A 23045-nucleotide genomic window follows, 5' to 3' on the forward strand; every position below is an offset into this window, starting at 1 on the left:
TCGAGTGGTAACGTTTTTTCGTATGACAGCGTTTTCAATGTCATTGTAAAGAATCCGCCAGATGAACGATACGTTCATGGTGGCGGATTTTCCTTCGCGTATTTTCTTTACGATGGACGACGGAATCGCCCGCGTTCCGGTACCGTTCCCATCCCCCGGTACAAGACAAGAAACGCCCCGTTGAGCAGGAAAACGGCCGAGGTGACGGCAAAAACCTCCCGGAATCCGAAAGAGGCGGCGACCGCGCTTCCGATCAGCGGTCCCGCGAAATTCCCGAGAAACCGGCTGGAGGCGCTGAACCCGAAAGCCCGGGATACGGTATCCTTCGGAGCCAATCGCTTGACCAGGACGCTGAGCGAGGTGGTCGCGCCGCCTACGAACAAGCCCAGGAAAAAGCGGCAAACCAGCAGAATCCAGAGGCTGGAAAACAACGCTTGCGGCAGCAGGGAGATGCCGGCCAGGAACAGGAGCAGGACCAGCATTTTGCGATGTCCGATCCTGTCCCCGATCCGGCCGACGAAGGGCGATCCGATGAGGTTGCCGATGCCGGTCATGGCGACGACCAGTCCGGCGATTACCGTCACGTGTGAACCCCCGTAGATCATTTGGGTGTAGACGGTGACGATCGGCTGAATCGACATCATGCCGAGCTGCGTCACCGCGGTGACCGCAAACACGGGAAGCAGCGGAATCAAAGGCTTCCAGCCGGCCGATCCGGGAACGGGTTTCCGGGGCGCGTCGCTGTCCCTATTGGTTTCAACCGGCCGGTTGTTTACGAACACGCCGACGCACAGCGTCGCCAATAACGACAACACGCCGGTAAGCAGAAACACTTGGCGAAACCCGAGCAGCTCCGCGATCCCGCCGCCCAGCAGCGGACCGATCAGCATGCCGGCCGTCTGGCCGGTCTGCATCAAGCCCAGCGCCTTCCCCGCGTGTTTCTCCGGCGTGATGGACGCTTGGAACGAGACCGACATGGCGATGAATCCGGACAAGACGCCGTTCAGCAGACGCAAAACCAGCAGCTGCCACGGAGCGGCGGCAAAGCCCATCAAAATCGTCATGACCGCCATGCCGATGCCCGAGCGCAGCAGCATTCCTTTATGTCCCCGCTTGTCGGCGATCGATCCCCATAACGGTTGAAAGAGGACCGCGGTGACGGACTGGCTCGTGAAAATCCACCCCGACCATCGGACGACGTCATCGGTATCCCGAACGCCAAGTTCTTGAATGTAGAACGGCAAAAAAGGCAGAAACAGGCTGATTCCCGTCGAAAAAATCAGATTGGCGACCCAAAGCACCCATAACGTACGCTTCCAGTCCAATCACCCGGCGCCTTCTTCGGCATTCGGGATAACGGGCAGATCGAGATAGGACAACCATCCCGTTTCATGATAGACCGTCTGCTCCGCGATGACCCCGACGGCGTCTTCCCCGCTCGGACGGCCCGTATTCATGTTCCGGTCATACAACGGAAAATTGCTGCTGGAGACGTGCAGCCGAATCCGGTGTCCTTTCCGGAAGGCATAGCTCGTATTTCCCAGACTCACCGAATACCGAACCGGCTCGTCCGGCGGAAGCGCCGCCGCTCGGCCGTCGCGGCGGCGATGGCTCGCCCTTTGGATGCCCTCCGCGATCAGAATCGACCTTCCGTCCGGGAATACGTCCGTCAGCTTCGCCGTAAAGTCGGTGTCCGCCGCGGTCGTGGCGGCGGCCAGCTGCAGGGCGAGCGGGCCCGTGACCTCCATCTCCTCCGTCAGTTCCGGAGACGTATAACAGAGAACGTCGTTCCGCCGCTCGATCAATGCTTGATCGAACGGACCCGGCACCAGACCCGCCATCGGCAGCAGCCGGCCGCCTATGGTCGGAACCGGATCGAGCGGATCATACGCATAACGGTCGCGGGGCTCGAGCCCGGGCTCCTCGCGGTTCAGCGCTCCGTCGCCCCCGGCCGTGTTCGCGCGGCCGCCGCTGTGAAGAAACCAACGCTCCCATCTGGTCTGCGGCAGCGGCCACGTTTCCCCGGTGCGCCATTCGTTGCGTCCCATCACGAAATATCGCACGGCCGGGACGTCCACGTCTCGGCCCCGCAAGTACTTATCGTAGAAATCGACCACATGCCCGCGCAGCGTCAGCTCGTCCGCGGAGGACGGCCCGAACTCCAGCTCGCCCAGGAAGCTTTTCGGACTGCCGTGATCCCAGGGGCCGACCAGCAGATGCTGGCCGCTTCGGGCAAATTCGGTGCCCGCATGCTGCTTCAGCTTGCGGCAATGTTCGAATATCGACCATTCCAATTGGTCGAACCACCCGCCCACATGCAGTCCCGGCACCTTGACCCGGTCGTACCTCCGCCTTTCGCGCAGCACTTCGGGGGAAGGCGGGGTCAAGCGCTGCTCGAGCATGGCGCGAAAGGCGGGATATTTCGCGAGCGGAAATTGTTTGAACGGCAGGTAATTGACGACCCACTGCGGATCCTGCCGCATCCGCTCCAGATACGCGGCGATCTCCGAGACGTCTTCCCCTTGCGCTTTCATTTTCTCGACGAGATCGAACGCGGTCATCGGCAACGCGTTGGCCGCCGAATAGAACGAGACGGCCCCGGTTTCCGGATTCGGCGCGATGTTCGTGCCGATGTCCCCTACGCAAGGGACAAACGCCTTCAAATGCGGCGGCGCGGCCATCGCCGCGATCCACTGCATGGCCGTCAGATAGGAAGGCCCGGCCAGCGCGACGTTCCCGTCGCACCACCGCTGCTCCGCGATCCATTCCACCGACTCGAAGCCGTCCGTGCCTTCCACTTCGAACATGCGGTGACGTTCCCATACGCCTTCGGAGGCGTAGCGGCCCCGGATGTCCTGGATCACGACGGCGTAACCCGCGCGGGCCAGCGCGACGGGATCGAACAAGCCGCCTTCGAAGCGGATTTTGTTATACGGCGTGCGGATCAGGATCGCCGGATTCGCGCCGGGCCCTTCCGGACGGTAGATGTCCGCTCTGAGTCGGACGCCGTCGGACAATTCCATGGCGACGTCGAGCTCGATGGCAATCGTGTGTCCCATTCCTTCATCCCTTTCTGATGATCGACGTACGCAAGGGGCAGCGCCCGGTTTCGGCTTACGCCCGGAGGCAGGCGACGCCATGCCCTTCCGCGACGGAGCGCAGCGGCGGTTCGGATTCTTTGCACGCCGCAGTCGCGAACGGGCAGCGGTTGGAGAAGCTGCAGCCTTTCGGTTTGTTGAGCAGGCTCGGCACTTCGCCTTGGATCACGACGTGCTCGCGCCGCTCCTCAACGAACGGATCGGGAATCGGCACGGCCGACAGCAGCATTTGCGTATACGGATGTTTCGGGCTCTCGTAGAGCGTTTTCCAGTCCGCGATTTCCACGATTTTGCCCAAATACATGACGGCGACGCGGTCGCTGATGTGCCGGACGACGGACAGATCGTGGGCGATGAACAAATACGTCAGCCCCAGCTTGCGCTGCAAATCTTCGAGCAGGTTGATGATCTGGGCCTGGATGGATACGTCCAGCGCCGAAATCGCTTCATCGCACACGATAAAGGAGGGATTGCTCGCCAATGCGCGCGCGATCCCGATTCTCTGGCGCTGCCCGCCGCTGAACTCGTGAGGCATCCGGTTGCGGACGCCCGGATTCAAGCCGACCAGGGTGAACAGCTCCGTCAGCCTTTCCTCGTATTCCTTCGCGTTTTTGACCAGCCCGTGGACCTTCAGCGGTTCCCCGACGATGTTGCCGACCGATTGGCGCGGATCGAGCGAACTGAACGGATCCTGGAAAATCATCGGCATCTCGCGGCGCAGCGGGCGAAGCCGGTTCATCGACATCCGGGTAATGTCATGGCCCCGGAACACGATCTGTCCGTCCGTGGGCTCGTACATGCGAAGCACGCTCCGGGCGACCGTCGTTTTGCCGCAGCCGCTTTCGCCGACCAAGCCGAGCGTCTCGCCTTTTCGGATTTCGAAACTGACGTCGTCCACCGCTTTGATGTCGGCGACCTTCCGGCCGAGCAGCCCCCTGGTCACCGGGAAATACATTTTGAGATGGCGCACCTCGAGCATCGTCTCCGCCGCCACGCTCCGTTCTGGAACTTCCCGTTCCGGCGCCTGGGCTTCTTGGACGGATGAGATCGAGACGGAAGCAAGGCCCCGCTCCGCCCCGCCCGAGGCGGCGACTTCTTCGTGGCAGGCGGCGAAATGCCCGGGACCCGTTTCCCTCAGTTCCGGCGCCGGCCGGCTCTGGCAAGCTTCGGTCTTGAACGGACAACGCGGCAGGAAAGCGCAAAATTCGGATTTGTGGGCCAGGTTGGGCGGCAGCCCGTCGATGGCCACGAGCTTGCGGTCTTTCGGGTCGTCCAGCCGCGGGACCGCTTTCAACAATCCGATCGTATACGGATGCTTGGGGCTGCCGAATATTTCTTTGGTCGTGCCCGATTCGACGATCCCGCCGGCGTACATCACGTAGATCCGCTCCGCGTAACGGGCGACGATTCCCAAGTTATGCGTCACCAAGATCAGCGAGGTGTTCGTTTTCTTCACCACGTCGCGCATCATCTCCAACAGCTGGGCCTGGGTCGTCACGTCCAGCGCCGTCGTCGCTTCGTCCGCGATCAGCAGCTTCGGGTTGCAGGACAACGCCATGGCGATCATGATGCGTTGGCGCATGCCCCCGCTGAATTGATGGGGGTAATAATCGACGCGGTGCTCGGCATCGGGGATGCCCACCAATTGGATCAGCTCGATCGCCCGCCGCCTCGCTTCGGCTTTGCCCATCTTCAAGTGGAGCATGACGGATTCGGCGATTTGTTTGCCGACCGTCATGATCGGGTTCAGGGAGGTCATCGGCTCCTGGAAGACGATGCCGATCTTTCCCCCTCGGACGTCCCGCATCTCTTCTCCGTTCGGGGCGAATCGCAGCAGATCGTTCCCTTCGAACTTCACGCTTCCGCCCACGATTTTGCCCGGCGGCGACGGAATCAGCTGCAGGCCGGAGTATTGCGTCACCGATTTGCCGCTGCCGCTCTCGCCGACAAACGCCACGATTTCGCCGGCGTCGATGTGGTACGACACCCCGTCGACGGCTTTAACCGTGGTTCCGTCCACGTTGAAATAGGTTTTCAAATTCCGGACTTCGAGAAGATGGCTCATGGTTTACCCTCCTGAATCTGTCTCTTTCATCCTCACGGTCGCCGTTTGCGGTTACTCCATCCCCCGAAGCCGCGGGTCCAATGCGTCCCGCAGCGCGTCTCCCACCACGTTGAACGCCAGCACGACGATGAGAATCGCGACGCCGGGAGCCAGAGACAGGACCGGGTTGGACAGCAGATACCGGTAGCCGTCGTTGACCATCGACCCCCAGGACGCCCCGGGAGGCGCGATGCCGAGACCCAGGAAGCTGAGCCCGGCCTCGGCCAGGATCGCCATGCCGAGGTTCATCGTGAGCAGCACGATCAGCGGCGAGAGGCAATTGGGCAGCACGTGCACGAGCATGTTCCTCACGTTGCCGACCCCCGTCACGACGCCGGCCATCACGTAATCCGACTGCTTGACGGACAGCACCTGTCCGCGCATCAACCGGGCGTAGGCGGGCACGATCGCGATGCCGAGCGCCACGATGACGTTCACGATGCCTCCGCCGAGAATCGCGCCGAGCGCCATGGCCAGCACGATCATCGGAATGGCGATCATCGCGTCCATGACGCGCATGAGCACCGTATCCACCCAGCCGCCGAAAAAGCCCGACAGCAGGCCGATCGTCATCCCGATCGCCCCGGCGATGAGGACCGCGACGAGGCCGACGATCAGCGAAACCCGGGATCCGTAAATAATCCGGCTTAGCACGTCGCGGCCCAGCATGTCGGTCCCGAGCCAATATTCGGCTGAAGGCTGTTTCAGAGACATCGACAAATCTTGACCATAAGGGTCGTGCGGCGCAAGCAGCGGAGCGAATATCGCCATCAGCACCATAAGCGTGAGAACGCTGAGTCCCGCAATCACGATCTTGCGGGCGAGGAATACGCGCAAAAACCGTCTGACGCTGCTCGTTTGCGGAGGCAGCTCAAACATGGAAGCAGCATCGGCTGCGGATGGTGTCGTCATTGGAGTCCCTCCCCGGTTATTTGCCCAAACGAATTCTAGGATCGATGAGGCCGTAAGCGATATCGACCGCCAAATTGCCGAGCGCGACCACGCTGGCCACGATCAGCACGACGCTCTGCACGACGACGTAATCTTTGCCGAAGATCGATTGCACCATCAACCGGCCCATGCCGGGGATGTTGAATACCTGCTCGATAAACACCGATCCGCCGACCAGCGAGGCCAGCCCCATGCCCAGAATCGTGATGATCGGGATGAGCGCGTTGCGCAGCGCGTGCTTCATGATGACGCGGTTTTCCTTCACGCCTTTGGCGCGCGCCGTGCGGATATAGTCCTGCCGGATCACCTCGAGCATGGAGGAGCGGGTCTGGCGGGCCAACGTCGCCAGCGCGCCGAGCGACAGCAAGACGACCGGCATCACCGTCTGGCGGAAGCTTTGCCCCAAATCTTCGAACGGGGACGTGTACCCTTGCACCGGCAGCCAGCCCAGCTTCAAGCTGAACAAGTAGACGCCGAGAATGCCCAGCCAAAATACCGGTACCGCCATGCCGAGGTTCGCGGTGACGGTGATGAGCGAATCCAGCCACCCGCCGCGTTTCACGGCCGCGATGATGCCGGCCGGGATTCCGAGCACGATCGCCAGTACGAAGGCGCTTAACCCGATGTGGAAAGAAATCGGGAGCCGGTCCCGAACGAGCTGACCTACGTCCTCGTTATACGAAATCGATCGTCCCAAATCGCCCTGCAGCACGTTCAACAGCCAATCCGCGTATTGAACGGGCAAAGGTTTGTCGAGCCCCAGTTCGGTCCTCAGGCGCTCGATCTCTTCCACGGAAGCCTGATCGCCCAGCATGATGGCCACCGGGTCGCCCGGCAGCATATGCATGATCGTGAAGACGATAAGGCTTACGATGAACAGGATCGCGATCGTCATAATCAACCTTCGCACGATAAAGGTCAGCATGTTTCCAGGTCTCCCTCTCTCTGTTTCGATTTGTCAGCGCTTACAATCCCTGCATACGGTCAAGCTGCGGGATCTATTTTTCTCCATTGTAAAGAAACGAGTTGCTTTGGGAAACCTGCAAAAAGTAGGAATCGCAAGGGGATTTTTCAGTCACCGTAGACGAATGCGGCTAAACGGCCGCAAACGAAAAAAACTACGGCTGACCCACTCGCATCCCAGGTCGAAAAACACGGACACCATCAGGTTTAAGGGACACAGAGGACGTTATCGGGGCATTCCTCAACCTATCGTATTCTAACGGACACGATTGCACTTATTCAGCAAAAATACCGCTGATTAGCCGCGAAGTGTTGCGCTTAAGGTCCGTGTTGTCCGTTACGATTTGAAAAACGTTGACATTGCCCCAATAACGGCTGTGGTGTCCGTAACGATCGGCATAAGGCCAATCTTCAGTATGTCAATTAGTCATCCGTAGAAAAAAAAACCGTCAGGCGGAACGTCCGCCTGACGGTTTGATTCCTGCTCAGCGTCCATCGCGGTCAATCCGCGCGAATCAGGATTTCGTCCCCCGCCCATTCGTACTTCGCGTTGAGCCTCGCCTTGCGGGTGATTTTCTCCACGTAGTCCATCACTTCCTGCCCTCTGCCGTCCCGCCCCAGCACGACCGGTTTGCCCGACTTCTCGATGATGCATGGCAACCACCCGGTTTGCACGATCGCCCCGTCTTCGATTACGCATTTGGCGATCATCGTATAGACGGCTTCCGGATGGAACGGGTAAGTCGGATACTCCGGATCGGGCTCGAATCCGAACAGCTCGATGCGGCGCATCGCCCAGGAATCGGGATCCTTATCGGCCGACGGCGCCAGCAAGGGCACCCACGTGACGAAATTGCAGAGTCCATGGTAGATCGTCTTCCCTTTGTACACTTCCGCCCCCCGGAGGATATGGGCATGGTGCGCGACCACCAGATCGGCTCCGGCATCGACGGCCGCATAGGAGACTTGCTGCTCGTACTGGGCGATTTTGGCCGGCGTATGCCCGATGCCCTTGTGGAACGCCACGACGAGTACGTCGCACAGCGGGCGCAGCGCGCGGATATCGTCTTCCATCGCTTTCAAAGTCCGCATCGTCGCCCACGAGTAGACGGTCGGAGGACCGCCCGGCGTCTCATGCTCCAATTCGTAATGCGTGATGATCTCCAGATAGGGGTTGCCCGGTTTGTCCGCGGCGGCCCAAGTCGATTTCGGGCCGACGCAGTTGTAATTCAGGTAACCGATCCGCGTCCCGCCCCGCTCGAGGATGACGGGGCGCTTCGCTTCCTCCAGGTTCATGCCGGCGCCGACATGGGCGATCCGATGCCGGTCCAGCCACTCGATCGTGTCTTCCACCCCGGCGGCTCCCGCGTCCATCAGATGGTTCCCGGCCATCGTAACCAGATCGAAACCGTTCGTTGCGAGCGGACCGAGGTGGTCCGGATGGCGGCCGAGCTCCATCGCCTGGCGGTCCCGCGTCGTATGCGTGACTTCCAGCTGCCCGACGACGAGATCCGCCTCCTGCAGCGTCGACTTGACTTCGGAGAAATAGGGTTCGGGATCGGGGCCCAGTATGATATCCCCGACGTTCAGCATCGTCAATCGGCTGCGGGTCATGCTCCGTGCCTCCCTGCTTACTTATCCAGCCATGCGTTCTCGGGCGTGAATACCGTCATGTAAGTTTGGTTGATGCCGGAATCTTTGACGTACGACTGAAGCGCCGCCGGAGCGGTGTCGACGTACATCGCGTATGCGAGAGCGTACTCGTCGAAAACCTTCTTCTGCAATTCCAAGGAAATCTGTTTCTTCGTCTCTTGGTCTTTGGCGGTTTTGGCCTGCTCCAGCAGCTGGGTCACGTCGTCGGGATGCAAAATGTTGTTCGCGTACAGCGGGCCGCCTACGCCGAAATTGCGCGGCATGTACAAGGCCAGGTCGGCGTCCCCCCGGAAGTTGTACGGCATGATGCCGTCCCACTTGCCTTTGGCGCCCGTCATTTCCTGGAACTTGGCGGTATCGAGCACTTCGATCTTGGCGTCGATTCCGACGCGGGCCAAATAGCCTTGCATCGCGGTGACCATCTGATCCTGGCCGATGCTGTAAATCGTCGTTTTGAAGCCGTTCGGATAACCCGCGTCTTTCAGGAGCTGCTTGGCCTTTTCCGGATCGTATTTCAGGCCTTCCACGTCGGGATTGTAGGACCAGGACGTCTGGGTGCCCCACTGGTTCGTCACCAGCGCAAACCCGCCCAAAATGGACGTTACCAGTTCCTGACGGTCGATCGCGTACCCCAGCGCTTGCCGCACCCGAACGTCGGCGAACGGCGAGTTCGGATTCGCGCTGTCGGTGATGAGACCGCCCGCCCGCGCGCCCAATCCGGACTGCAGTTTAATGACGTTGCCGGACCCCGTCAATTGCTTCGCGATATCCGCGGGCACGTTCAGGAACGCGTCTACGTCTTTGTTCTGGAACGTGGCGGACGCGGTCAGCGGGTCGGCGATGACGCTCCATTCGATGCCGTCCAGATAAGGCTTGCCCTGCTGCCAATAACCGGCGAATTTCTTATACTTGACGGACACGTCCTGCTGGAAGCTGACGAACTCGAACGGACCGGTCCCGACCGGATGCTTGGAGATCCCGTCCTGGCCCATTTGCTGATAGGCCGTCGGCGACATGATCCAGAGGAAGTTGGCGACGGACTCGACCATGCTGCTGTTCCACTGCGACAGGTTCAGTTTGACGGTAGAAGCGTCGACGACGTCGACGGAAGCGAGGTCCTTGAACTCCTGCCGCTTCGCTTCGATCATCAGGTCCAGGTTGAATTTCACCGCTTCGGCGTTAAAATCCGTGCCGTCGTGGAACTTTACGCCCTGTTTCAGCTTGTACGTGATCGTCTTGGCGTCCGGGTCGGTCTCCCAGCTCTCCGCCAGCCACGGCACGATATTGCCCTTCTCGTCGTAACGGCCCAGCGTCTCGAGCGCGGGCACCGCCATCAGCACTTCCTGCACGGTCCGGGATTTCGGGACCAAGCCAAGATTGACGGGCGCGCCGGTCATGGCGATCTTCAGCACGCCGCCGGTTTTCGGCGAACCCGGGCTGGCGTCCTTGCCGGAATCCGCCGGCTGCGAAGCGCCGGACGACGCCGCGGGCGTTTTCTCCCCGTTGTCTTTGGAACAGCCCGCCAGAATGGCAGCCGCAAGCAGACTGATTACCGCTAAAACCGTAATCCATTTCTTGGAAAACGATGCGTTTCTAGACATGAGTCCTTACGCTCCCTTTAGTGGTTTGTTTACTCATCTGCCAATCAAATGACTCCCTCTTGCCGCAAACGTTCGATCTCCTCGTCGGCCAGTCCCAGCATCCCTTTGTAGACATCGTCGTTATGCTGGCCGAGGAGAGGCGCGGGCCTAAGCGCGACTTCGGAATCCGACAGCTTCATCGAATTGCCGGGAATGACCATTTTCCCGCGTACCGGGTGGTCGATCTCGACCATCGTTCCCCGCTGGCGCAAATAAGCGTCGCGGGTAATGTCAAGGGTCGAAAACACCGCGCTGATCGGCACGTCGGCCGCGCCGAGTTCCGCCATCGCCTCTTCTTTCGTTCTTTCGCGCGTCCAGGCGCGAATGAGGGCATCCACCTCCTCACGGTGCTCGTATCGCGATTCCGGCGTCGCGAAGCGGGGATCGTCCAGCAGATCTTCGCGTCCGATCGCTTTCAGGAGCCTTTTCCACTGCGGGCTTCCGGGCACGCGCGACGTGTAGATGAATACATAATCGTTTTGGCCGCCGGGCTTGCAGGGATATACGTTGCAGGGAGCGACCGCGGCCATCGGCATCGCGTTGCCGACCCGCGGCGCTTCCTCGCCCGTCATGAACTGGCGTCCCCAGGCCGAACGGCTGAAGTTGATCATGACGTCCTGCATCGCCACTTCGATTTTCTGTCCGCGTCCCGTCGCGGTCCGTTGGTACAAAGCCGCCAAGATCGCGATGGCGCAATGGTAGCCGGTTCCGCTGTCGGCCAGGTTGACCCCGGCGTGCATCGGCGGTCCGTCCGCTTCCCCGGTAATACTCATGACGACGCCCGCCGCCTGTCCGATGGCGTCGAATGCCGGAAAATCGGCGTAGGGACCGTCCGAGCCGAAGCCTTTAATCTGGGCGTATACGATTCGCGGATTCACGGAACGGATCGTCTCGTAATCGAAGCCGAGCCGCTCGATCACGCCGGGCGAGAAGTTCTCGACCAGCACGTCGGCTTTCTCCGCCAGCTTGAGAACCAGCGCCCGGCCTTCCGGCCGTTTCACGTCGACGGTGATCGACTTCTTGTTCGAATTCAGCAAGATGAACCCGTAGGAATCGGCCCCTTTCTTGTCGGCGGAAGCTCCTCGCCCTTGCTCGCCCGTGACGGGCCGTTCCAGCTTGATGACTTCCGCTCCGAGCCAGGCCAACGTCTGCGTGCATACCGTCCCCGCTTCGAACTGCGTAAAATCCAGTACAACGACCCCTTCGAGCGCTGTTCGGTCCATGCCGTTCCTCTCCTTTGCTCCTCTTCGATCCCTAGGTGAAATCGCTTTCTTTGTCTATTTTCGTCTATTATAAGAGAGGGTTATGTTTCCGTAAAACGTGCACCGTGGACGAAAAGCCCATACGCGAATCCGGCGCGGTGTAGAAACCGGATCACCGGAGCCGTTGCCATGCCGGTGCGGCGGTCCGTTTCGCGCGGCCCCATGAAGAAAAACGACCCTGCCCTCATGTGCCGGGCACCGGGTCGTCCGATTTCGAATCCCCTGTTCGGAATGGTTCGAATGCCGTTACAGCAAACACAAGCGTCCTTCGAACAGGCCAAGCGGCCAGTATCCGAGTTCGAACAAGGCGATGGCGGGTTGAAGCGGATTCGACTCCGGAGGTTCCCCGGCAAGCTCCCAGCCCGCCGCCAACCCGCTCACGTACATCGCGGCGCAGACCGCGTTTCGTACGGCTTCTTGTCCGAACGCCTGCAATACGGGAAACGCGCCTCCGAAAGCGGCGTGAAAGACCGCTTCGGGCAGGTCGTCCGCGGCGAAAGAAAGAACCTCCATTCGGCCGTTGCGTTCGGCTGCCGTTCGGATTCGCTCCGGCAGTTCGAATAACGTCGGCCACATCGGACTGGAGGTGATGTCGTAACGTTTGACGAATTCGCCCGCCTCCGGCAGCGTCAGCCAACGGACGGGAACGTCCGGCAAGCCGAATGCGGCCTTAACCGGTTCGAGCAGCGCCTCCGCCCGGTCCCGCGAATCCGGATTCCCGATGGACGCAAACCACGGGATCGCGGACATCCGATCGATCCAAGTTTTCATTCGTTTTGCTCCTCACCCATTAATGGTCGCCGCCGGCCGTCAAAGCCGCGCGGAGCGGGTCCGGGATCGCCGTCGCTTTGATCTGCCCGCTCGACCCGGTGATCCACGCGCGGACTTCGTAGCCTTCCGCGACGACCTCTTCGCCCCGGTAAATGGCGTGTCCGATTTTGACGGTCTTGTTGCCGACTTCTTGTACCGTCGACACGACTTTCGCGAGATCTTCGAACAACAGCGGCTTGCGGAATTGGCAGTGGGCCTCCAGCAGCGGAATGCCCAACTGCTCCGCCAACAGTTTGCGCGTGGAATATCCGATCGCGCCGAACATTTCATGGGAAGCCTGGTCCATCCATTTGTAAAAATTCGGATAATACGCGATGCCGGCCGCATCCGTCTCCCCGAAACGCACTTTGAACTCCCATTCGGTGCTTAACATGTTGGTCACCTTTCTTCGCCGCACCGCCGCGCGATCCGGCACCGCTCAGAACAGGGCCGGAGGGGGCGATTGCGGCATGGATTCCCGCAAAAAGCGTCCGATTTCCTCTTCGCCGAAGCATTCGCCGGCGGCTTCCAGTTCGGCAACCGGGCGGGCATACCCCCACACGGACAACTTCGTGCCGCCGACGGCCAAGCATTGTCCGGTCACTTCCGCTCCTTCGGGGGATGCCAGAAAACCGAGCAGCGGCGCGACCTGCGAAGGCTTGCGCGCCTTCATCCGCTCGAGCGTCTCCCGGCCGACCGCCTTCAGCAGCACTTCTTCCGGAATGCTTTCGGACATCAGCGTCCAGGCGGCGGGGATGACCGCGTTCACGGCAATGCCGCGTTTGCGCAGTTCGGCGCTCCACGTCAGCGTCATCGCCAGCAGCCCGCCCTTGGCGGCCGCGTAATTCGTCTGTCCGGGATTGCCGCCGAGTCCGGACGCGGCGATCATGTTGATGATGCGCCCGCCTCCCCGTTCGATCATAAAGGGCACGGCCGATTTGGCGCAATAGAATGCCCCTTTCAAATTGGCGTCCACCACTTCGTCGAATTGCCGGATGGACATCCGGAGTAAAAGCTGGTCGCGCACGAGGGCGGCGTTGTTGATCAACACGTCGACCGCGCCGAAGCGGGCCGCCGTTTCCCGAACGATCCGGTCCGCGCCCTCCGGTTCGGCGACCGTCTCCCGGATCGCCAGCATGCTTCCGCGATACGCCTGCAGACGTTCCTCGACCCGGCGCAGGCGAGCCTCGTCGATATCGGCTATCGCCGCGTTCGCGCCCCGCGAAAGAAAGTATTCCGCCGCCGCCGAACCGATCCCCCCGGCCCCTCCGGTAATCAGGACGGTCATGTCACGAAATCCGCGCTCCATCGCCTGTTCTCAACCCGCTTCCATTTCCCGGATCAGGTCCCGCAGCTTGACTTTCTGGATTTTCCCGCTCGCCGTCGCCGGCAAGTCGTCCAGGAATACGATTCGGGAAGGCAGTTTGAACGGCGCGATATTCGGTTTCAAATAGGCGAGGATTTCGTCCGCGTCCGCTTGCTGTCCGGGGCGCAGCTTGACCGCCGCGCAGACGATTTCGCCCATGACGGGATCGGGCAGTCCGAGCACGGCGCATTCCAGCACTTTCGGGTGGTTGATCAACAGACGTTCCACTTCCTGGGGATAAATATTGAATCCGCCGCGGATGATCAGCTCTTTCTTGCGGCCCATGTAACGGACGTATCCGTCGCCGTCCATCGAGCCCAAATCCCCGGTATAAAACCATCCGTCTTCATCGAGCACTTCCCGCGTTTGTTCCGGCAATCCGTAATACCCTTTCATGACGCCGAAGCCTCTGCAGGCGATTTCCCCGGTTTCCCCGAAAGGCAGCGTCTCCCTGCGGCTGCCCACGATCCTCACTTCGGCGCCGCTTACCGCTTTGCCGATCGTCTCCAGGACATGCGGCTCGGTATCGTCGTATTCCGTAATCGTCACCGTGCACGTCTCCGTCGACCCGTAGGAGATGCTGAGCCGCATCCCCATCCGCTCGCGTACGCCCCGCACCGTCTCGGGCGGACAAGGCGCCGCGCCGGTCATCCCTGCACGGAGCGAGGACAAATCGTAGGCGTCGAAATCCGGATCCTTCAGCTCCAGGTTCAGCATCGAAGGCACCGCGTGCTGGATCGTCACTTTTTCCCGCTGGATCAGGTCCAGCGCTTTGCCCGCTTTGAACTTGTCGAGCAGGACCATCCGCGAGCCGCGGTACACCGCCGACAGCAGGTTGCAGCCCAGTCCGAACACGTGGAAGACGGGAGCGAGAATGAGATAGACGTCGTTCTCCGTGCAGCGCATGCTGTCCGCGATCGCGATGCCTGAACGGACCAACGCGCTATGCGTCAGCAGCGCGCCTTTCGGCGCTCCTGTCGTGCCCGAAGTATAGAGGATGCAGAACACGTCTTCTTCCGGACGGAACGCGACTTCGGGCAACTCGGCGGACACGACCGACGCCGGCAGATCTTCGTAGGAACGATAGCCGTCCTTCCGGTATCGCACGGTGACGATCTCCTGCACGAGAGACCGGACGGTCAGGAAATCGACGTTTTCGAACTCCTCGCAGACGAAAACGAGCTTGGAGCCCGAGTTTTGCAAAATGTGGCGCACCTCGTGCGTTCGGTACTTCGGGTTGAACGGGACGAGAACGGCACCGAGCCTGGCTGCGGCGAAATACAGCACGACCGTCTCGTGCCAGTTGGGCAAGGCGGCGGCCACCCGGTCGCCCGGCGCGACGCCGAGCGACCTCAGCGACGCGGCGAGCCGTTCCGCCTCCCGCTTCAATTCACCGTATGTCATCCTGCGCGCCAGATCGTATATGGCTTCCTTGTCGGCCTCGCGACCCGCCGCCTGCTCCAACAGCCCGAAGACCGACAAGCTGCTTTCCATGGCTTTCAACACGATCCCTCCTCTTGCAGTGCCCGAACGGCCGCGATCCCCAAAGCTGCTAGTATTTGGTCGACACTTTGGAAGAACCTTGCTTCGGGCCGTACGGCCCCTCGTCCAGCCATCTGCCGAGCTTGGGAACGACGGAGCACAGCGACGCGGCGAGCTCCCGCTTCATGTTCATGTACGGCGAGCTTCCCTGGATGTGCTCGAGCGCGATGCCGGCCGCGTCGCGATTATGCAAGGCGGCCGTGCGGCGTTCCTCGGCCGCGGCCGCGATCGCTTCCTCCCTTGCGCCTTCATCCGCGGCATCCAGCGCCCGGCGGATGCCCCTGGCCGCCAGGATGGCGTCGGGCACGCCCGAGTTCAAGCCGCGCGCCCCGAACGGCGCGAACAGATGCGCGGCCTCGCCGGCGAGCAGCACGCGGCGCTTCGCGTCGGCGAACGACTTGGCCACCACCTGGTAAAACTGGTACGTCGATACCCAAGTCACGCGGTCGGCGTATTTCGGATCCATCACCTTCGGCAGCCATTTCCGGACGCCGTCCACGCCGCCGAACGCCTCCGCGTCGTCTCCTTCCAGCAGCTGCAAATCGACCCTCCAGCCGCCTTTGAACGGCACCAGCAGCACGTTGCGGCCGTCCATCTCCGGATGCGAGTAATGGAACGTGCGTTCCAAAGGCATCGGATCGGCTTCATCCTCCTTGACGTCGACGACCAGAAAATAGTCCTGCGAGCGCGGTCCTTCCATTTCGATGCCGACCTCGCGCCGCACGGCGGAACGGGCTCCGTCCGCCGCGATGACGTACTCCGCGTTCCACGTCTCCCCGGATTGCGCGGTCAGTGCGACGCCGTCCGCGCCAGAACGGACCGACGCGATCGGCGCGCCCCAGACGAACCGTACGCCGGCGTCCTTGCATGCCTGATAGAGATGCTTTTCGATCTCCACCTGCGCTAGACTGGTGAAAGCCGGCAGCTCGCCGGGCGTCGGCGGCTGGTACTTGCGCACGTATACTTCCTTGCCGCGGTACAACGTCCGTTTGACCGGCCAAATCACCCCGTTCTTGGCGAGCGTATGGCCAAGGCCCGGCGAGACCTCTTCCAGCAGCGTCAGGGTCGCCTTGTGAATGTAAATCGCCCGGCTTCCTTCGCGGAACCGGCCTTCCAGCTCCGCTTCGATCACCGTCGCGGGCAGCCCCAGGCTGCGCAGCGCCAAAGCGGCGACCATGCCGACGGGACCGGCGCCCACGACGAGGACGGGCTGATTGCGGTTGTCCATGGATGCTTTCCCCCGTTTCCTATTTGTCCAGATAAACCGGCTTTCTTTTTTCCACGAAGGCGTTCATGCCTTCCTGGCGATCATAGGTGGCGAACACCGTGCCGAAACAGGCGGCCTCCAGCGTCAGCGCGCTCCTTAAGTCCGTGTCGGCGCCCGCGTTCACCGCGGTCTTCATCATCCGCATCGCCATCGCCGGCTTGGCCGCAAGCTTCGCCGCCCACTCCTTGCAGGCGTCCAGCAGCCCTTCCAGCGGCACCGCCTTGTTGGCGAGTCCGCAGGCCGCGGCGTCCGCCGCCCCGATCATGTCGCCGAAATACAGCAGTTCCTTCGCTTTGGCCTGGCCGATCAGCCGTTGCAGCCGCTGCGTGCCGCCGCCGCCCGGGATGATAGCCAGGGTGATTTCCGGCAAGCCGAAACGCGCATTCTCCGAGCAAATCCGGAAATCGCAGCACAGGGCCAATTCGCAGCCCCCGCCCAGCGCCAAGCCGTTAACCGCGGCGATCGTCGGTTTCTGCAAGTTTTCCAGCCTTTCGAACGCCCGGCGCGAGAGGGCGTTCATCTGCGCCATGCCCGCCGCGTCCAGTCCCGACATCTCCGTGATGTCCGCCCCCGCCGCAAACGCCTTTTCGCCTTTGCCGGCGATGATCACCGCTTTGATTTCGTCGCTGCGTTCCATGTACTCCAGCGCTTCGTACAGCTCTTCGAACAACTTGCGGTTCAAGGCGTTGACCGGCGGACGGTTCAAATGCAGCACCGCGATTTTTTTTTCGACGACCAGCTCCAGCGTTTCCCAGTCCATTCGCTCCACTCCAATCGCCATCATTGTTTGGGTTTGTAATCGTACCATCCGGCGCCGCTTTTCTTTCCGGTTCTCCCGGCCCGGATCAGCCGGCGAAGAGACAACGGCGCCGCGAATCGCTCGTCCTTGAACTCCTCGTAGAAGTAGTCCATGACGTGCAGGCCGATGTCCACGCCCGCGAAGTCCTGCAGCTCGAACGGCCCCATCGGGTAATTCAAGCCGAGCTTCACCGCCTTATCCACGTCTTCCGGCGTCGCCACGCCTTCTTCCACCAAGCGGATGGCCTCGATGAATTGCGGGACCATGATCCGGTTGACGATAAACCCGGGCGAGTCCTTCTTCACTTCGATCGGTTCCTTCCCGAGCTCCCGCGCGAGCGCCATCAAGCCGGCGATCGCGTCGTCGGACGATTTCAAGCCGCGCACGACCTCGACGAGCTTCATCACCGGCGCCGGGTTGAAGAAATGCATCCCCGCCACCCGATCCGGCCGCTGGGTCGCTTCGGCCAATTCCGTAATCGAGAGCGAGGACGTATTGGTCGCCATAATCGCGCCCGGACCCAACAAAGCGTCCAATCGGGCGAAAATTTCTTTCTTGACCGCCATGTTTTCGACGACGGCCTCGATGACAACGCTTCCATCGCGAAGCGCTTCCAGTTCGGAGGTCGAACGGATGCGGGACATCGCCGCGTTCTTGTCTTCTTCCGTCAGCCTGCCCTTTTCCACGCTTTTGCCCAAGGCTGCCGCGATGCGGCTCATGCCTTTGGCGACGAGATCTTCGCTTAAGTCATAGAGCACGACCTCGAAGCCTTGCTGCGCCGCCAGTTGCGCGATTCCGCTTCCCATGGTGCCGGCGCCGACTACGCCTACGATGCGTTTGCTCATGCCATACCTTCTCCTTTGCGATTGTTGCATTCCTTTGCGGTTGTGGCTAAACCCATTATAAAACCTCGATTTTCGCGCTTGAACGTACACCATGTACGAAAAACTGCATCCGGATTCGTCAGCGGTACACGAATCCCCTTCGTTCACAATTCAGCGGTGATTTCCCGAATGTCGTTCACGAGTTCCAAACCGGCAATCGCCCGGACGATCCGATCCTTCGCGGAGTCGGACAGCGGCGTTGCCGCGTATTTCGCGTTGTCCGCGAATTTGCGCTCCAGCTGCTCCAAGGTCATCGGATGCTCGGGATTGCCCAACGGGACGCGGACGGTAGCGGACAAGGACTTCGAAGCGGTGCGCAGGCGCACTTCGCCGCCCAGCGTGTCCCTCAGCTCGCGGCCGGGATCGACTTCGTACCGCACCCGCTCGGCCAATCGAAGCACATGCGGATTCCGCAGCGCCTCCGGCGTAAAATGCTCCAGCGCGACGTTGCCGTAATGGATCGCCGCCGCAACCACGAATGGCAGGCTGAACTTCGCGTTGATGGCGGAAGCCGGCGTTCGCTTCGCGTCCGCAGGTTCGCACAGCATGCGGTTGACCGGGCTGATCACGAGGCGAATGTCGGAAATCTCGAGCGGATCGATCCGGTTCTCGGCCATCAGGCCCAGTACGCCTTCGATATAGGGATGCGTCCCCCGGCAGCTCGGCCATGGCTTGAAGCTGATGTCCGCGCATTCGAAATCGGTTCCGAGGCCCCGCGTCAGCGCCGCGGCGTCGTAATTCCCCCTGGCGAACGCATGATAGAAAGCCCGTTTGCCTTCGAACGGCTGCTCGAACCCGGTCACGCCTTCCTTGGCCAGCATGGCGGACAGCACGCCGGCTTTGGCGGCGAACGCGTCCCGGATGGAACGGATTTCCGACTGCGGGCTGTTCGTGATTTCCGCGCTGCATACGGCCTGGCACATCGTCAGCGAGAAGGCGTCCAGCATCTGCCCGCCCGTGAGGCCGAGCAGCCTGCCGGCCGCCGCCGTCGCCCCGAAAGCGTTCAGAATCGGCGGCATGTACCAGCCGTACTCCAGCATGTCGTCCCGAATGGACAGTCCCATGCGGCAGACGAGCTCGCTGCCGAGCGCGACCGCGGCGATGAGCCGCTTGCCGGTGACGCCGCCTAACGCTTCGGCCACCGCCAAGGCGGCGGGAATCGTGGCCGCGTTCGAGTGAACGAGCGCCGTGTCGTGCGCGTCCTCGAAGTCCATCGCGTGTGCCATGGCCCCGTTGGCGAACGCCGCCATCGGAGCGGACGCCTTGCGGCCGAAGCCGAGAATCGTGCTCTCCGCTCGGCCGCCGTCGGCGGAGGCCAGGCGGATGAACGGCTCAACGCCTTCGCCGAGCGTACCCGCGGCCAGCGTGACGCCGATGGCGTCCAGCAGCGCCTTCTTCGTCACTTCCGCCACGTGTTCGGGCAAATCGTCGTCGCGGTATTGCGATATAAAAGTCGCGATTTCTTGGGATAAGCTCATGTTCGGGTCTCCTTTACTCGCCTTTCAAGCGTTTCCAGTACAGTCTCCGTTCGCGGCCGGGATCGCGGGCTACGCGGCACGTCTTGTCGAAAATCATCGTGGCTCTTTCTTCCAACGTATAGGAGGGCCAATCGGGCAATCCGCCGTGGTTCGGATCGCCGGTCAAGGCGAACGAAATCCAGGATCGGCTCATGTTCGCGGCAAGCTTGCCGAGCGCGGGATCCTCGTCTCCGCCAAGGATCTCCGCGTTCAGCGCGAGGTTGTCGAAGACGAACGGCACTTCGAGTCCGTGGAACGCTCCCATTTTCCCGCCCAGCATCGGTGACTCCCAGTCGAAGCGGTACATATAGACCGGCGCCGATTTCTGCTCCAGCTTCCGTTCGGCTTGCACGATCGCGTCGTAAATCGTCACCTTGTCGCTGGCGATGGACACGACGAGATCGTTGGGCGAGGCGTCGGGCCGATCCTTGCGGTACGCTTCCACCGCGCGGTCGATCTCCGCTTCCCCGACGTAATGCTTCAGCCAACGGCGCATCCCCGCCTCGTCGATGGCGCCGAGCTTCGGATCGTCCGCCAGGAAAATCGTCGCTTCGTCCTTGGAGGTGCCGATCATCACCGGCACGTCGGCGGAGCACTCGGGCCCTGCCGGGTCGAACGGGTGCCGAGGCAGCACAATACCGTCCACGACCGGCCCGATGTTGGACACGCTTCGCCCTTTCTCGGCGAACGCGTAGGGGTCCCAAGGGGTTAATCGGAAATAGGCGTCCCACAGAGCCTGGGCGGGGAGCTCCCGCAGCTTGCCGATCTCGTGCTCCCGCAAATTCAGACTCCGAAGCATGGCCAACGTAAATTCCGCCGCCGTCTCCCGCGACAGCATGCGCAAGCCGTGCGCACCCTGGACGATCGCCCGATGAAACAAGCCGCGGGCCGAAGGCATTGCGAGCAGCGCGCTGACTTTGCCGCCTCCGCCGGAATGCCCGAATAAGGTCACGTTGCCGGGATCTCCTCCGAACGCGGCGATATTTTCATTCACCCACTCCAGCGCGGCCACGAGGTCGAGCATCCCCGCGTTGCCGGAGGCCGCGTATTCCGGTCCCGCGACATCGCCAAGGTGCAGGAACCCAAGCGGGCCGAGCCGGTGGTTGACGGTTACGACAACCGCTTCCCCGGTGCGGGCCAGTGCCGCTCCGTCCGTGCCGTTGCCGGCGCCGGATCCTTTGAAGTATCCGCCGCCATGGCACCAGAACAGCACCGGGCGGGCGCGGCCGACGCCGGCGGCGGCCGTCCAGATGTTCAGCACGAGACAGTCTTCGCTTTCCGGTTCGACGATGCCGGTAGGCTTGCGGCTTCTCGACCGTTCGTTATCGGTGTTGATGAAACCTTGCGTCTGGGTGCATCGGGGTCCGTAGGCAAGCGCGTCGCGAACGCCCGCCCACGGCTCGGGCCTGACCGGCGGCATAAACCGGCGCGTCGGTCCCCCGTATGGAATCCCTTTAAAGCTGAGTACCCCGTTCGTCAGCGCGCCGCGAACTTTTCCGTATGCGGTCTCCACGACATCCTCTTGCGTCATGGCGCCCAGCCTCCTTTCTCAAAACCCGGCTATTTCGAGAGCCAAGCGTCTTCCGGCGTCCATTGGGTGGCCGAACCGGCGTTGAGGCCGTCATCATGCACCTTGGCGGACTTCGCCGTCGGGTTGGTGCTCACGCCGATCGGGACGGACAAAGCGTACTGCTCGAAAATGAGCTTCTGCAGCTCATGGGCCGTCCGCTGCCTGGAATCGTCGTCGGGTGCGGCGGCAATCGTTCCGAACAGCTTCTCCACGTCTTCCGGATGGGCGATGCTTTTGCCATACAGGCCTTTCGGACCGTATAGAGCGGGCATGAATTGACCTACGTCGGGGTCCGCGCGAAGCGTGGAATTGATGATGCCCTCCCATCCGTTGCCGCGGATTTGCAAGAACTTGGCGTTGTCGACCTGTTCGATCTGGGCTTCGATGCCGATCTTCTGCAAATAGCCTTGGATCGCCGTGAACATCTGCACGAGGTCCGGGCTGTTCTGCACCGTCATCGTCGTTTTGAATCCGTTCGGATAACCCGCTTCCGCCAGCAGCTTCTTGGCTTCCTCCGGGTTGTACGGGAATCCCTTCAGATCGGGATTGTACGACCAGGAAGCGGGGAGTCCCATTTGGTTCGTCGGCGACTGGAACCCGTAGGACATCTGTTCGACGATCGCTTTCGCGTCGATCGCGAGGGCTGCCGCCTGGCGAACCTTGACGTTGGCGAACGGCGAATCGGGATTGCCGCTGCTGAACGTGATCGCCGACTCCGCCGCGCCAAGCCCCGTGTTCAGCTTGACGATCTCGGCCGAACCCTTCAGTTCGTTGGCCGATGAAGCGTTCATGGCATAATAGACGTCGATGTCGCCGTTTTTGAAAGAGGAAGAAGCGGTCATCGGGTCCTCGATGATCGTGAACGCGACGCCGTCCAATTTCGGCTTGCCCGCCTGCCAGTAATTCGGATTTTTCTTGTATTGAACCGACACGCCGCGCTTCCAGTCGGCGAATTCGAAAGGACCCGTGCCGACCGGATGCGTGGAGGCCCATTCTTTTCCGTTGGACTGCACGGCCGTCGGAGAGGTCATGTAAATCAGGCAAGCGACCGATTCGAACGTGCTGCTGTTCCACGTCTCCAAGTTGATGCTCAGCGTCGCCGGATCCACGGCTTCCACCGATCGGATCATGCCGATTTCCGGACGTTTCGCCTGAATGAATTGGTCGATGTTCCACTTGGCCGCTTCCGCGTTAAACTCGGTTCCGTCGTGGAATTTCACCCCGCTTCTCAGCTTGAACGCGATCGTCTTGGCGTTCGCGTCGAGGGTCCAGCTTTCGGCCAGCAGCGGAACCACTTTCCCCGCGCTGTCGTAACGTCCCAGCGTTTCGAGCGCGGGAGCGCCGATGAACATCTCGCCCTGCTGGCGCATATCGCTGGCGTAGCCGAGCACGTTCGCGTCGAACGGAACGCCGATTCTCAGCGTTCCCCCGGTCTGCGCCGCCGGTGGGGCGGAGCTGCCGGAAGCGGAATTTTCGGGGCTGCCGGAGGCTGCCGCGCTCGTATCCGTCGGCGTCGGTTCGGAAGACTTCGAGCAGGCGGTCAGCAGAAGCAACAAAATCAAGCCCAACAAGAGAGAGGGCTTTGCGAAGCGCGAACGGGGGTTCTTCATTCGGACATC

Annotated in this window: 18 protein-coding genes; all 18 read right to left on the bottom strand. The window is 61.5% G+C overall.

Features of this window, described 5'->3' with window-relative positions; translation table 11 throughout:
- Positions 1-107: 107 nt before the first annotated feature.
- Positions 108-1325 (bottom strand): MFS transporter, encoded by a 1218-nt coding sequence (locus tag PTZ19_RS02535; protein WP_276352184.1) that lies wholly within the window; start codon positions 1323-1325, stop codon positions 108-110.
- Complete coding sequence (locus tag PTZ19_RS02540; RefSeq protein ID WP_276352185.1) at positions 1326-3059, bottom strand: CocE/NonD family hydrolase; 1734 nt, start codon at positions 3057-3059, stop codon at positions 1326-1328.
- Between the two features lie 55 nt (positions 3060-3114).
- Positions 3115-5163 (bottom strand): ABC transporter ATP-binding protein, encoded by a 2049-nt coding sequence (locus PTZ19_RS02545; protein ID WP_276352186.1) that lies wholly within the window; start codon positions 5161-5163, stop codon positions 3115-3117.
- Positions 5164-5214: 51 nt separating this feature from the next.
- Entirely contained in the window at positions 5215-6114 is a 900-nt protein-coding gene (locus tag PTZ19_RS02550; RefSeq protein WP_276352187.1) for an ABC transporter permease, read from the bottom strand.
- 16 nt (positions 6115-6130) lie between these two features.
- Positions 6131-7078: an ABC transporter permease gene (locus PTZ19_RS02555; RefSeq protein WP_276352188.1), complete on the bottom strand. Its 948-nt coding sequence runs from the start codon at positions 7076-7078 to the stop codon at positions 6131-6133.
- Between the two features lie 539 nt (positions 7079-7617).
- Positions 7618-8730, bottom strand: coding sequence for a CapA family protein (locus PTZ19_RS02560; protein ID WP_276352189.1), 1113 nt, complete (start codon positions 8728-8730; stop codon positions 7618-7620).
- Positions 8731-8747: 17 nt separating this feature from the next.
- The gene (locus tag PTZ19_RS02565) at positions 8748-10370 is read right to left on the bottom strand and encodes an ABC transporter substrate-binding protein (RefSeq protein ID WP_276352190.1); all 1623 of its coding nucleotides are present in this window, start codon (positions 10368-10370) and stop codon (positions 8748-8750) included.
- A gap of 44 nt (positions 10371-10414) precedes the next feature.
- Positions 10415-11632, bottom strand: coding sequence for a CaiB/BaiF CoA transferase family protein (locus PTZ19_RS02570; RefSeq protein ID WP_276352191.1), 1218 nt, complete (start codon positions 11630-11632; stop codon positions 10415-10417).
- Between the two features lie 285 nt (positions 11633-11917).
- Positions 11918-12442: a hypothetical protein gene (locus PTZ19_RS02575; protein ID WP_276352192.1), complete on the bottom strand. Its 525-nt coding sequence runs from the start codon at positions 12440-12442 to the stop codon at positions 11918-11920.
- Positions 12443-12461: 19 nt separating this feature from the next.
- Positions 12462-12875, bottom strand: coding sequence for an acyl-CoA thioesterase (locus PTZ19_RS02580; protein ID WP_276352193.1), 414 nt, complete (start codon positions 12873-12875; stop codon positions 12462-12464).
- A 45-nt stretch (positions 12876-12920) separates the two neighbouring features.
- On the bottom strand, positions 12921-13769 hold the full coding sequence (locus PTZ19_RS02585) for an SDR family NAD(P)-dependent oxidoreductase (RefSeq protein WP_276352194.1): 849 nt from the start codon (positions 13767-13769) through the stop codon (positions 12921-12923).
- A 30-nt stretch (positions 13770-13799) separates the two neighbouring features.
- Complete coding sequence (locus PTZ19_RS02590; RefSeq protein ID WP_276352290.1) at positions 13800-15341, bottom strand: class I adenylate-forming enzyme family protein; 1542 nt, start codon at positions 15339-15341, stop codon at positions 13800-13802.
- A 58-nt stretch (positions 15342-15399) separates the two neighbouring features.
- Positions 15400-16617, bottom strand: a complete 1218-nt coding sequence (locus tag PTZ19_RS02595; RefSeq protein ID WP_276352195.1) for an FAD-dependent monooxygenase — start codon at positions 16615-16617, stop codon at positions 15400-15402.
- A 19-nt stretch (positions 16618-16636) separates the two neighbouring features.
- On the bottom strand, positions 16637-17416 hold the full coding sequence (locus PTZ19_RS02600; RefSeq protein WP_276352196.1) for an enoyl-CoA hydratase/isomerase family protein: 780 nt from the start codon (positions 17414-17416) through the stop codon (positions 16637-16639).
- A gap of 20 nt (positions 17417-17436) precedes the next feature.
- Positions 17437-18300, bottom strand: a complete 864-nt coding sequence (locus PTZ19_RS02605) for a 3-hydroxyacyl-CoA dehydrogenase family protein (protein ID WP_276352197.1) — start codon at positions 18298-18300, stop codon at positions 17437-17439.
- 143 nt (positions 18301-18443) lie between these two features.
- Complete coding sequence (locus PTZ19_RS02610; RefSeq protein WP_276352198.1) at positions 18444-19817, bottom strand: MmgE/PrpD family protein; 1374 nt, start codon at positions 19815-19817, stop codon at positions 18444-18446.
- Positions 19818-19830: 13 nt separating this feature from the next.
- Positions 19831-21387: a carboxylesterase/lipase family protein gene (locus tag PTZ19_RS02615; protein ID WP_276352199.1), complete on the bottom strand. Its 1557-nt coding sequence runs from the start codon at positions 21385-21387 to the stop codon at positions 19831-19833.
- A gap of 29 nt (positions 21388-21416) precedes the next feature.
- A complete protein-coding gene (locus tag PTZ19_RS02620; RefSeq protein WP_276352200.1) occupies positions 21417-23036 on the bottom strand; it encodes an ABC transporter substrate-binding protein in 1620 nt (539 codons plus the stop codon).
- Positions 23037-23045: the final 9 nt, after the last annotated feature.

This window comes from Cohnella caldifontis (assembly GCF_029360585.1).
GTDB classification, from domain to species: Bacteria; Bacillota; Bacilli; order Paenibacillales; family Paenibacillaceae; genus Cohnella; species Cohnella caldifontis.